We start from the raw sequence: 12,528 nt of genomic DNA on the forward strand, positions 1-12,528 counted from the left end.
CCACCCGGACGGCGGCCCCGATCTCGCAGCGTGCCGCAGGGCCGCAGGGCCGCATCACGACCGGACCGGACCCACCGGACCCGGCACGGGACGGGGCCCGGATCGGACCCGGACCAGACCACGGATCGGTGACTCATCGGATGACGAACTCCCCTCCCCGGCGCCGGCGCGCACCGTTGCGCCGCCGCGTCGCCCTCGCCACCCTGGTGGCCCTGCTCGGCGCCGGCTCCCCCGCACTGGCCGGGACGGCCGACGTGGCCGGCGTACGAGGCCGCGCGCCCGCGCCGGCGCCGGACGGCCCGGCCGGTGCGTCGGCCCCCCTGCCGAACCACGCGCCCGGGGCTGCGGCACACCGCGGCTCCCCCGGCGCGCCGAAGCCCCGGGCCTTCGACGCCGGGCCCGCGCGGGCCGCTCTGGAGCGGCTGCTGCCGCGCCATGCCGACCAGTTCACCCTCGTGCCCGATCCGGCCGCCGGAGCCGACACGTTCACCGTGTCCGGCTCCGCGGGCGCGGTCACCGTCCGCGGGTCCACCGGCGCCACCCTGCTCACCGGCGTCGGCTGGTACCTCCAGCACATCGCCGGGGCAGACATCGGCTGGCCCGGCGACAGCATCGGCATGCTGCCCGCGCGGCTGCCCGCCGTGCCTGCGCCGGTCACCCGCAGCGCGCTCGTACCGCACCGCTACGCCCTCAACGACACCGACGACGGCTACTCGGGCCCGTACCGCACCTTCGAGCAGCACCAGCGGCAGATCGACCTGCTCGCCCTGCACGGCATCAACGAGGTGTTCGTACAGGCCGGCGCCGAGTACCCCTACTACCGGGCGCTCCAGGGCTTCGGCTACTCCGCCGCCGAGCTGCGCGAGTGGATCCCCGGCCCAGGACACCAGAGCTGGTGGCTACTGCAGAACCTGAGCGGCTTCGGCGGCCCGGTCTCCGAGCGGCTGATGCAGGAGCGCGCCGAGCTCGGCGGGCGGATCGCCGAGCAGCTGCGCGCCCTCGGCATGACCCCGGTGCTGCCCGGCTACTTCGGCACGGTGCCGCCGGGGTTCGCCGCCCGCAACCCCGGCGGGACGACGGTGGCGCAGGGCGACTGGGCGGGCTTCGACCGGCCCGACTGGCTGGACCCGTCCTCGCCGGTGTTCGGGAAGCTGGCCGCCGCGTACTACGCGGAGCAGCGCGCCGTGTTCGGGGACAGCACGATGTACCGGATGAGCCCGCTGCACGAGGGCGGGAAGGCGGGCGGCGTCGAGGTGAAGTCGGCCGCCGGCGCCGTCCAGTCGGCGCTGCACGCCGCGCATCCGGGCGCGATGTGGGCGGTGCTGGGCTGGCAGGACAGCCCGAAGGCGGAGCTGCTCGCCGGGGTGGACACCTCGAAGATGCTGATCCTCGACGGGCTGTCCGACCGCTACAACCGCCTGGACCGCGAGGCGCGCTGGGGCGGGGTCCCGTACGCGATGGGCACGATCTACAACTTCGGCGGACACACCACGATCGGCGCCAACTCCTCGGTGTGGATCGAGCGGTTCGGTCCCTGGCGGGCCAAGCCCGACAGCGCTCTGAAGGGCATCGCCTACCTGCCGGAGGCCACCGGAACCAACCCGGCCGCCTTCGACCTGTTCACCGATCTCGCCTGGCAGCCCGGGACGATCGACCAGCGCAAATGGTTCGCCGATTTCGCGGGCCGCCGGTACGGGCGGCCCGACAAGGAGGCTGCGGCGGCCTGGGAGGAGCTGCGCACGGGCCCGTACAGCACCTCCTCGGGCCTGTGGTCGGAGTCCCAGGACAGCCTGTTCACCGCCCGGCCCGGCCTCGCCGCGGCGGGGGCGGCGTACTGGAGCCCCAAGTCGATGCGCTACCCCGCCGATTCGGTCCGCCGGGCCCTGGACCACCTGCTCAAGGTGGATCCGAGGCTGCGCGGCTCCAGCGCCTACCGCTTCGACCTGGTGGACACCGCCCGGCAGGCCCTCGCCAACCACTCGCGGGTGCTGCTGCCGGAGATCAAGGCGGCTTACGAGGCCAAGGACCTGACCCGGTTCCGCGAGCTGACCGGCCAATGGGCGGACGGGGAACGCCAGTTGGATGCGATCACTGGTTCCGACCCGAACTTCCTCCTCGGCAACTGGCTCTCCGCGGCCCGCTCCTGGGGCGCGGACGAAGCCGAGCAGGACCGGTACGAGTACGACGCCCGCTCGATCCTGAGCGTGTGGGGCCGGCACAGCACCAGCGAGGGCGGCTTCCTGCACGACTACGCGAACCGCGAATGGAGCGGGCTGATCGGGGAGTTGTACGCGCCCCGCTGGGCGGCCTACTTCGGGACGCTCGAGGAGTCGCTGGTCCGGCGGTCGGCGCCCCGGGAGATCGACTGGCATGCGTACGAGGAGGACTGGGCCCGGCGCACCACCCGGCACCCGAGCGGGGCGAACGGCCCGAGCGGGGATCCGTACACCCTGGCCACGGCCGTCGCCGCGGCGCTGAAGTCCTGGGAGGGGGCCGCCCGCTGACCTCTACACCACCCGGCGCGGCGGCGGTCGGATCATGCTCTGATCATCACCCGCCCGTGGGAATCCCGGTACTCGTGCGGGGGAGAAACCCTCCTGCGGTTCGACGCACGGGACGGGCACTCGGTTGACTGTCCGGAACGATCAGGGGCGGCCGTCGGAGCATCCGGCGGCCGCCCCTTCCGACGCCGTGACGGCCCGACGCCAGCAGGAGCGCACCGAGCATGTCCCAGACCGGACACGAACGGCCCGGGGCCCACGAGCCCACCGATGACCGCAAGCCAGCCGTGACCCTGGAGCTGCTCACGCTCCTCGCCGCCGGGGTCGCCGATCTGGCGCTCGACCAGTTACGGCAGTCCGCCGACCGGGCCCAGGACGTACTGCGCCGCCCCGACCTGCGGGACCTGCTCACGGACGGGGTCGTGGAACTGCGCAAGCGCGGCGAGCTGGCCACCCGCCGGGCGGGCGCGGGAGCGGAGAACCACTTGGAGACGATGGCCCGGCGGGCTGCCGAGCGGGTCGCCGGCGAGGGCCACCCCCGTGCATGACCACACCGGCTTCAAGGAGCGCATCGACGAGGTGCTGGTCCGGCTGGCCGACGAGGAGGAGCAGGCGCTGCTCGGGCTGCACGTCGAACTCTTCCCGCTGTCCGAGCAGTTGCGCCGCTCGCTGGCGAGCGGGAAGCGGATCCGGGCCGCCTACCTGTACTGGGGCTGGCGGGCGGCGGGGCAGCCCGACTGCGAGGGCGTGATCCGGGCCGCGGCCGCGATGGAGCTCGTGCACGCGGCCGCCTGCACCCACGACGACATCATCGACGACAGCCGGATGCGGCACGGCCGGCTCACCGCGCACGCCGCCTTCGCCGCCGCCGGACAGCGCTCCACCGCCCTCGCGATGATCCTCGGCGACCTGCTGATGGGGTACGCCGGACACGTCTTCAGCTCATGCGGACTGCCCGGTGCGTACCTGGCCCGGACCGTCCCGCTCTGGTCCACGCTGCTGCGCGAGACGATGGCGGGCGAGTTCCTGGAGGTGCTGCGCACCCGGGCCCGGCCGGCCCGGGATCCGCAGGTGGCGGAGTCGCTGGAGGTGGCCCGCTTCAAGACGGCCAAGTACACCGTCGAACGGCCGCTGCACCTGGGCGCCACCCTCGGCGGGGGCTCCCGCGCCCTGCTGGACGCCTTCTCCGCGTACGGGCTCCCGCTCGGCGAGGCCTTCCAGCTGCGCGACGACCTGCTGGGCACCTTCGGCGACCCGGCGAGGACCGGCAAGTCGAACGTGGACGACCTGCGGGACGGGAAGCCGACCGCGCTGCTCGCCCTGACCGTCGCGGCGGCCGGTGCCGACGACCGGCGGCTGCTCGCCAAGCTGGTCGGCCGGCCCGACCTCGGCGAGGAAGAGGCCGCGGCCGTACGCGAGTTGATGGATCGCTGCGGGGCCCGGCAGCAGGTCGAGGACATGATCCGGGAGCGCATCGCCCGGGCCGCCGGGGCGCTGGACGCCGTACCGATGCCCGCGGAGGCGCGCTCCGCGCTCTGCGAGCTCGCCGGTACCGCCGCCGAGCGCTCGCTGTAACCGCGGGCGGCGCCGGCCCACGGCGACCGGCCCCCGGCCCGCTCCGGCCTCCGGATCCCGCACCCCCCGCCCCCGCTCGCGTACCCGCGCGCCCGCGCGCGCTCCCGAACAGACGAGAAGGACGAGTGAAGTGACCACCGCCAACACCGCCTCGCCACAACCCCGTTACGACGACGCCATGCTCGACGCCCTGTCCGCCCAGGGTGATCCGCTCGCCGACGAGACCGTCGCCGCGCTGTTCCACCGCAACGAGGTGGGCGACTTCAACACGCTGATGCGGTTCTTCACCACCGCAGGGGACCCGCTCCCCCAGCGCCTCCCCGCCTCCGCGCGCGCCTACTTCGAGGCCACCGCCGTGCCCCCGGCCTGGGTCGACTGGGACGTCATGGAACAGGCCCGGCTGTTCTTCATGGACAACGCCGCCCACATCAACACCGGACTGTCCTTCGCCGCGATGCCCGTCAGCTACGCCGTCCCCCGGGTGGCCCGGCTGCTCTCCTCGACGCACTCGCTCGCGTACCCCTCCCGGCGGATGGCCAACACCGGCCAGTTCGTCACGTACCTCATGCGGACCGACTCCTTCGCGGAAGGCAGCAAGTTCATCCCGGCCGCGCAGAAGGTCCGGCTGCTGCACGCGGCGGTGCGCCACCACCTGCGCCACGGCGGCCACTGGGACGTCGAGCGGGACGGCCTGCCCATCTGCCAGGAGGACATGATCGCCGGGCAGACCTTCTTCTCGCTGCTGGTGCTCGACGCCATGCACCGGCTCGGCATCCACATGAGCGAGGAGGGCGCGGAGGCCTACTACTACGCCTGGCGGGTCGTGGCCGCCCTGCTCGGCTGCGACATGTCGGCCGCACCGGAGAACCTCGCCGAGGCACGCGCGTACTGCGACCTCTACCTGCTGCGCCATCTCGGCCCGTCCCCGGAGGGAGTCGGCCTCAATGCGCAGCTGCTGCGGCTGTACGAGGACGTGGTCCCCGGCACGCTCTTCGACCCCATGGTCCCGGCCACCGTCCGCTACCTGGTCGGCGACACCATCGGCGACTGGCTGGAGGTCCCGCGCAGCCCCTGGGACTCGGCGGCCAAGGCAGTCCCCGTGTTCCTGGGACTGCTGGAGACCATCGAGGACAGCAGCCCCTTCGCCGAGTGGGCGCTCGACAAGGCGGGCTCGCTGCTCGCCGGCTTCGAACTGTCCGCGCTGACCCGCGGCCGGGTCATGCACCACGCCATCCCGGCGGAGCTGAAGGCGGAGTACGGGGTGAAGGCACCGCGCACCGGACGCTGGGTGCCGCCGGCGCCGGTGCACTGACCCGAACGGGGCCGAACGGGCGCGGCCCGGGCGCAGGCCCGCCCGGGCCGGGGTGACACTGGAACCGCCGGGCGGGGCCCCTCCCGTACCGGCATCCGGCATCCGGTGTCCGGGACCCGGTGTCCGGGACCCGGTATCCGGGACCCGGTATCCGGCTTCGCGGCGGACGGTGACTGCGCATGACCCGTGTGAAGGCAGACCTGGGGCGGCGGCGCCGCATCCTGGGCGGTGCCGTCTGCGGGCTGGTCGCCGCCTGCGCGGGACTGGCCCTGGCGGAGCTGGCTTCGGCGGCCGTCCGGCCGGAGTCCTCCCCGATCACCGCGGTCGGCGGAGCCGTCGTCGACCGTACGCCGGTCGGCGTCAAGGAATGGGCGATCCGGGAGTTCGGCACCGCCGACAAGCTGCTGCTGGCCCTCGGGATCATCGTCGTGCTGGGTGCGGTCGCCGCCCTGGCCGGGGTGCTCGCCGTACGGCACCTGCCCGCCGGGATCGTGCTCGCCGGCTGTTTCGGGCTGGTCGGGGCGGTGGCCGCGCTCAGCCGGCCGGAGGCGACCTGGCGCGATGCGCTGCCGTCCCTGGTGGGCGGGCTGACCGCTGCCGGGGTGCTGTTTCTGCTGGTCCGCGCACTGACCACGCCCCGCCCGGTGGGCGCGCCGCCGGGCGGGGCCTGGTCGATGGACCGGCGCGGCTTCGGCCGGCTGGTCGCCGCTGCCCTGGTGGCCTCGGCCGGGATCGGGTACGCGGGGCGCCGGCTCGGCGCGTACGGCTCGGCGGGGGCCACGGCCTCCCGGGCGGATCTGGTCCTGCCGAAGCCGGCCGTGCCCGCGCCGCCCGTTCCGCCCGGCGCACAGCTGCGGGTACCGGGGATCTCCCGGTTCATCACCCCCAACCGGGACTTCTACCGGGTGGACACCGCCCTGGTCGTCCCCCGGGTGGACGCGGACACCTGGCGGCTGCGCATCCACGGGGACGGCGTCTCCACCCCGCTCGAATTCGGGCTGCGGGAGCTGCTGGCCCGCCCGCTCGTCGAGCACGACATCACCCTCACCTGCGTGTCGAACGAGGTCGGGGGCCCGTACGCGGGCAATGCCCGCTGGCTCGGCGTGCGCCTGGCCGACCTGCTGCGCGAGGCGGGGGTCCGGCCGCCCTCGCAGGGCGGTCCGGCCGACCAGCTCGTGGCACGGTCGGTGGACGGGATGACGATCGGCACGCCCGTGGAGACGGTCATGGACGGCCGGGACGCGCTGCTGGCCGTCGGGATGAACGGCGAGCCGCTGCCGTTCGCGCACGGCTTCCCCGTACGGATGGTCGTACCGGGCCTGTACGGGTACGTCTCGGCGTGCAAATGGCTGAACGAGCTGCGGCTGACCACCTTCGCGGCGTACGACGCGTATTGGGTGCGCCGGTCCTGGGCGCAGCAGGGCCCGGTCAAGACGCAGTCCCGGATCGACACCCCGCGCCCGTCCGCCGAGCCGGAGGAGGGCCGGGTGGCGGTGGCCGGGGTGGCCTGGGCGCAGCACCGCGGGATTTCCCGGGTCGAGGTACGGGTCGATGCGGGCCCGTGGCACGAGGCCCGGCTCGGGGCCGCGGACGGCAACGACACCTGGCGGGAGTGGGTGTGGGAGTGGGGGGCGACCCCCGGCCCGCACAAGCTGGAGGTCCGCGCCACGGACGGCACGGGCGCCGTCCAGACGGGCGTGCGCACCGGGACCGTCCCCGACGGGGCGACCGGGTGGCACTCGGTGTCGGTGCGTGTCCGCCCCGCCTCCCGGAGGAAGGCATGATGCGGACACCCTGGGAAACCGACCCGCACGTCAGGAGCCGGCCCTCGTGGAGCTGACCAGTACGTCGTTCCTCGTCACTCTGATCGCCGTCACCGCGCTCGCCATGCTCGCCGCCCTGCTGCTGTGGAACCGGATCCCGGGGCCCGGGTGGGTGCGCTGGCCCGTGCGGGTGCTGATGATCGGGCTGTGCCAGCTGACGTCCATCGCGGTGATCGCGACGTGGATCAACGGCAGCTACGGGCTCTACTCCTCCTGGAACGACCTGCTGGGCACGGAGAACGTGCAGAACTCCTCGGCGATGACCGGGCCGCCGCTGGGCCGGGCCAGGTTCACGCAGGGCGGCGACGGTACGCAGACCACCTATTTCCGCGGCTCGCATTCGAAACTCGCCGGGCAGGTGATCGTGTGGACTCCGCCCGAGTACCGGGCCCCGGGCGCGGAGAAGACCCGGTTCCCGGTGCTGGTGCTGCTGCACGGGTATCCGGGTTCGCCCCGGACCTGGATCGACCTGGGCAACATGCCCGGCGCGCTGGAGCAGCTGGTCCGGCTGGGCGCGGCGCACCCGTTCATCCTCGTGATCCCGGAGATCTACCCGGGCGGGGTGAACACGGACTGCAGCAACACGCCGACGCGGAAGGTGGCCAGCTGGCTCGCGGAGGACGTGACGGACCTGGTCGCGAAGAACTTCCGTACCCTGCGCGAGCCCAACGGCTGGGGGGTGATGGGCGTGTCGACCGGGGCGTTCTGCGCGGCCAAGCTGCCGTTGCAGTACCCGAGGGTGTTCCGGGCGGGCGCGGCTCTGGACCCGGACCCGCTGGCCGGGGACCCGGAGGTGCTGGCCGACCCGGCCCTGCGCGAGCGCAACAGCCCCCTGTGGCTGGTCCGGCGGGCCAAGGGGGCCGACGTCGGGCTGTTCCTGGCCACCTCGGCGCAGGACAAGGACAGCCCGCCGCAGCAGCTGGAGGCCTTCAGCCGGGCCGCGGCGGGCAGCGGGGTCCGGGTGAGGACCCTCGTCCGCCCGGCCGGCGGCCACAACTTCCAGACCTGGAGCGGGATGTACCCGGAGGCACTGGGCTGGCTGAGCACGGAGCTCCCGCCGCCCGGAGACGGCCGCGGTTAGCCGAGCAGGAGGCGGACGGGCAGCGATTCGACGCTGTTGCCGATGAAGCTGCGCTGGTGCGGGAGTTCGGGCTCGGGGACGGCGAGGTCGAGGTCCGGGAAGCGGGTGAAGAGCCGCTCCAGGGCGATGACCGCCTCGAGGCGGGCGAGCGGGGCGCCGACGCAGTAGTGCGCGCCGTGCCCGAAGGAGAGGTTGCGGGCGGCGGTGGGGCGGGTGATGTCGAAGCGGTCGGCGTCCGGGCCGTGGAAGGCCTCGTCGCGGCCGGCCGCGGTGTAGCCGGCGAGGACCGGGGTGCCCTGCGGGATCACGGTCCCGTCGACGGTCAGGTCGCGGGTGGGGTACCGGAACGGGAACCAGCTGACGGGTCCGTCCCAGCGCAGGGTCTCGTCCACCACGTCGGACCAGGTGGCCTTGCCCTCCTGGACCAGTGCGAGCTGGTCGCGGTGGGTGCACAGCGCGCGGACGGCGTTGCTGATCAGGTTGAGGGTGGTCTCGTGTCCGGCGACGAGCATCAGGCGCATGGTGCCGATGAGTTCGGCCTCGCTGAGCCGGTCGCCGTCGCCCTCGCGGGCGGCGATCAGCGCACTGGTCAGGTCGTCGCCCGGCTTCTCGCGGCGGGCGGCGGCTATCGTGCCCATCAGCTCGACGAGCTCCCGTACGGCGGCCATCGCCTCGGCGGGGGTGGTGTCGGTGGCGATGATCACCGTGTGGGACAGGTGGTGCAGCCGGCCCCGGTGCTCGGGGTCCACGCCGAGCAGCTCGCAGATGACGCTCATCGGCAGTGGCAGGGCGAAGTGGGTGCGCAGGTCCGCGACACCGTCGGGGGCCTCGGCCGCCGCCCGTCCGAGGTCGTCGAGGAGCCCGGCGGTCAGCTCCTCGATGCGCGGCCGCAGCCGCTCCACCTGGCGGGCGGTGAAGGCGTTCCCGACCAGGGAGCGCAGCCGGCGGTGGTCGGCGCCGTCGGAGGTGTGCATGCCCTGGGCGTTGGCGAACGCCCGCAGCGGCCAGTTCGGCGGGATGGTGCCGTCGTGCAGGGACGGGAAGTGCCGGGCGTCCTTGGCCGCGTCGGGGTGGGCGAGGAACTCCTTCAGCGCTTCGTGCCCGAGGACGACCGCCCCGGGCACCCCGCCGGGCAGGACGACGTCCGCCACGGCGCCCTGGGCGCGCAGCCGGGCGTTGAGGGCGTGCGGGCAGCCGCCGGCGGGGTCGATGACGTACGCGGGCGTGGGTGCGTTGTCGGGTGACAAGCGGGCTCTCCTGACCGTATGGACGAAACTCGGCCAACAGTGCGGCCTGGAGGCCGGGTTGTACAAGTCCGCCCCGCCGGGGGTCAGAACCAGCTGAGGGTGAGGGGGAACGCGGTGCTCGCGGAGACTCCGGTGGAGTCGGTGGCGGTCACCGTGACCTGTACGGTGCCGCTGCCCCAGGGCTTGCCGGTGATGCGGCCGGAGGCGGGGTCGAGGGCCAGGCCGAACGGCAGTCCGGCGGCGGCGAAGCGGACGGGCGGCTTGCCGCCGGTGGCGGTGAGCCGGATGGTGCAGGACTGGTTGAACCTGCAGGTCTGCGGGCCGGGGTCGGCGACCTTCAGATCGCCCGGGCCGGGTGTGGGGGTGGGCGTGGGAGTCGGGGTGGGGGTTGGCGTCGGAGTGGGCGTCGGCGTGGTGCCGCAGCCCGGGGTGGCCTCCGGGGGCAGCGGGACCCGCCAGATCTGGGTGTCGTTCTCCGATCCGACGAGCAGACCGGTGCAGTCCGCGTACGTGACGGTCTCGCCCTGGGACTGGGCGGGCAGGGCGACATCCGCGAGCTTGGTGCCCGCGGTGTCGTACACGGTGGCGGTGTTGGCGCCGAGCGGCCCGCCGCTGCGCAGGGTGTACGAGGCGCCGGACGGCGAGAACGCGCCGTCGGTGGCGAAGACCGGACCCGGGCGGACCGCGGTGAGGGTGTTGACCTGGCCGGTCAGCGGGGGCAGTGGGGCCTTGTACAACTGACCGGCCGAGCCGATGAGTTTGCTCGCGACGTAGAGCTGCCCGGTGACGGGGTCGGCGAGCAGGGACTCGGCGTCGTGCCTGCCGTCCGCGTAGGCGAAGCGGTACGTCACCGGCGTGACGGTGGCATCGGCGAGCTGCTCGGGCTCGACGAAGGCGTGCACGGCGATCTCGGCGCGCCCGCTGAAGTTGTCGCCGATGTCGCCGACCAGGATCGCCGGCAGGCCGGCCGCGTCCTTGCCGAGGGCCAGCCCCTCCCAGTCGGTGTTGCCGACACCGGAGACGGTGTACGTGGCCCGGAGCCGGCCGGTCGCCGTGGTGCAGTCGATGGCGAAGACCTGGTTGGTGTTTCCGCTGTCGTTGACGGCGTAGAAGACGCCGGGGTGCTTGCGGCTCATGGCGAGTCCGCTGAGCTCGGCCAGGCCGCCGGGGAGCGTGCACTTCTTCTCCGGAGCCAGGGCCGCGGCGGGAACGGACGCGGAGGTGGGCCGGCCGGCCGGGGCGGCGGCTGCGCCGGCCATCCAGACGGCCGCCGGAAGGAGCGTGACGAGGGCCGTGGTCGCGAGGGCGGCGGCCCCTGGGGGCGTGAGGAGTCGGGACATGCACACAATGTGATGGGACGTCAGGCACTGCCGCCAGGGCCGGCGGACACCTCTTTGAACATGGTTCAATGCCGTGCGGGCATGGCTGCCGCGACCTGCCGGTGGTTTCCGGTCAGCGCGCCGGCTCCCGAACGGGTGCGTTGTGCCGGGCGTGCGCGATGAACGCCCGGGCCGCGCGGCTCAGCGGCCGCCGGGCGTGCGCGATCCCCACCGGGCGCAGCAGGGGCGGGGAGAAGGAGCGGATCTCCGCACGATCGCCGAAGGCGCGCACGGCCACGTCCCGGTACCAGATGACGGAGCCGCGCCCGTCCGTCACGCCCGTCACCCAGGCGAGCCGCTCGTCGGCCTCGAGGGAGGGTACGGGGCGCACTCCGAGGCAGCTGAACATGGCCTCCATCTCGGTGCGCCGGCCGGCGCCCGGGGTCGGCAGCACCATCGGAAGGCCGTCGAGCAGCCTGAAGGGCATCGGGGCGGGCAGTTTGCACCCGACCGGGGAGATCAGCACCACCTCGCGTTCCTGGATGTGGTGCGTGGACAGCTCCTTGTCCACCGGCAGGTCCACCAGGGCCAACTCGGCTCTGCCCGTGGTGAGCTCCTGCACGAGGGCCTCCCGGCTGTCGTGCTGCTGGAGCCGGATGTCCACTCCGGTGTGCCGTTCGGTGAAGGCCGGCACCAGGTCGGCTGCCAGGTCCAGGGCCAGGGTGGGGGTGGTGACGAGGGTCAGGACGACCCGGACTCCGCTGCCGTGCGCGGCCCCGATGTCGTCGATCGCCTCCACCGCGTCGAGGACGGTACGGGCGAGCCGGACGGCCCGGGTCCCTTCCGGCGTGAGGTCCACCCCCCTGCCCCGGCGGGCGAGGAGTTCGACTCCGAGGTCGCGTTCCATGGCCTGGATGGCCCGCGACAGGGCGGACTGGGCGACGAAGACCGAGGCGGCAGCGCCGGTGATGGAACGGCAGTCCGCGACGGCCACCAAGTAGCGAAGCTGCGCGAGAGTGGGGGTCATGACCGGACGGTAACCGCGCCGTGCCGCACCTGTAAGGGCCGCAGGGGTGAACAAATACCCACCCGAGGAGCGGAGTTCATGCGCGGTCGGCGACAAAGCATGCCGGTGCGGCATGAGCCCGGGCCGGTGCGGTACGTCGGCGGTGCGCCGGGGCCGACCTCGCCCGGGCGGGATCGGCGCAGGCCACCGGCCCCGGTGGGACCGCGACGGGAGCGGGCGGGGCGCGTTCCGGGGCAGCCGCCGACGCCGAAGGGGCGAAACGGCTTACTCCGCATGACCGTTGACAGTGCAGGGCGGCCACCGCACGATGCATCGCGGCATCAGGGAAGTTGACCACCGTTCAAACCCGCCCGTGCAGGTGCTCGGGCCGCCCGGGCGGCCCTGGCACCGCCTCCCGGCGGGAGACCCCGCCCGCGCACGCCCCCCCACGGCACGACCAGCGCACGCGCCCCGCACCCTCCGCACTCCCTGCACCCCCCGCACTCCCCCGTACAGCCGCGTCCGGCCCCGTCCGGCCTCCGTGCGCCCCCGAGCGCGCCGCGGTGCGCCAGGGGTGCGCCGTCACGCATTGCGACATGTCACACAGCACCGACCAGAGGAGCGCTCGTGACCCCCCAGCCCCCGCGATCCGCCGCCACCCGTG

General features: G+C 73.9%; 9 protein-coding genes. 6 read left to right on the forward strand and 3 right to left on the reverse strand.

Annotation, left to right across the window (positions count from 1 at the left end):
• The first annotated feature begins 140 nt into the window (after positions 1 to 140).
• The 6 genes from ACZ5WG_RS19675 to ACZ5WG_RS19700 all read left to right on the forward strand — a co-directional run bounded on the left by ACZ5WG_RS19675 (position 141) and on the right by ACZ5WG_RS19700 (position 8,292).
• Positions 141 to 2,504 carry an alpha-N-acetylglucosaminidase gene (locus ACZ5WG_RS19675; RefSeq protein WP_468724661.1) on the forward strand — a complete coding sequence of 788 codons (2,364 nt, stop codon included), beginning with the start codon at positions 141 to 143 and terminating at the stop codon, positions 2,502 to 2,504.
• A 221-nt stretch (positions 2,505 to 2,725) separates the two neighbouring features.
• On the forward strand, positions 2,726 to 3,049 hold the full coding sequence (locus ACZ5WG_RS19680) for a polyprenyl synthetase (protein ID WP_468724663.1): 324 nt from the start codon (positions 2,726 to 2,728) through the stop codon (positions 3,047 to 3,049).
• Positions 3,042 to 4,076 carry a polyprenyl synthetase family protein gene (locus tag ACZ5WG_RS19685; RefSeq protein WP_468724665.1) on the forward strand — a complete coding sequence of 345 codons (1,035 nt, stop codon included), beginning with the start codon at positions 3,042 to 3,044 and terminating at the stop codon, positions 4,074 to 4,076. The genes ACZ5WG_RS19680 and ACZ5WG_RS19685 overlap by 8 nt, the downstream gene beginning before the upstream one ends.
• 178 nt (positions 4,077 to 4,254) lie before the next feature.
• Complete coding sequence (locus ACZ5WG_RS19690) at positions 4,255 to 5,388, forward strand: oxygenase MpaB family protein (protein ID WP_468725055.1); 1,134 nt, start codon at positions 4,255 to 4,257, stop codon at positions 5,386 to 5,388.
• A 179-nt stretch (positions 5,389 to 5,567) separates the two neighbouring features.
• The gene (locus ACZ5WG_RS19695) at positions 5,568 to 7,172 is read left to right on the forward strand and encodes a molybdopterin-dependent oxidoreductase (protein ID WP_468724667.1); all 1,605 of its coding nucleotides are present in this window, start codon (positions 5,568 to 5,570) and stop codon (positions 7,170 to 7,172) included.
• 46 nt (positions 7,173 to 7,218) lie between these two features.
• Positions 7,219 to 8,292 carry an alpha/beta hydrolase gene (locus ACZ5WG_RS19700; protein WP_468724669.1) on the forward strand — a complete coding sequence of 358 codons (1,074 nt, stop codon included), beginning with the start codon at positions 7,219 to 7,221 and terminating at the stop codon, positions 8,290 to 8,292.
• On the opposite strand, the gene ACZ5WG_RS19705 is transcribed toward ACZ5WG_RS19700, so the two are convergent.
• From ACZ5WG_RS19705 to ACZ5WG_RS19715, 3 genes are all read right to left on the reverse strand, one after another.
• Positions 8,289 to 9,539 carry a cytochrome P450 family protein gene (locus tag ACZ5WG_RS19705; protein ID WP_468724670.1) on the reverse strand — a complete coding sequence of 417 codons (1,251 nt, stop codon included), beginning with the start codon at positions 9,537 to 9,539 and terminating at the stop codon, positions 8,289 to 8,291. The genes ACZ5WG_RS19700 and ACZ5WG_RS19705 overlap by 4 nt on opposite strands.
• 83 nt (positions 9,540 to 9,622) lie before the next feature.
• Positions 9,623 to 10,879 (reverse strand): putative Ig domain-containing protein, encoded by a 1,257-nt coding sequence (locus tag ACZ5WG_RS19710; RefSeq protein WP_468724671.1) that lies wholly within the window; start codon positions 10,877 to 10,879, stop codon positions 9,623 to 9,625.
• 112 nt (positions 10,880 to 10,991) lie between these two features.
• A complete protein-coding gene (locus ACZ5WG_RS19715) occupies positions 10,992 to 11,885 on the reverse strand; it encodes a LysR family transcriptional regulator (RefSeq protein WP_468724673.1) in 894 nt (297 codons plus the stop codon).
• Positions 11,886 to 12,528 lie beyond the last annotated feature (643 nt).

Source organism: Streptomyces sp. NPDC032745 (genome assembly GCF_055579465.1).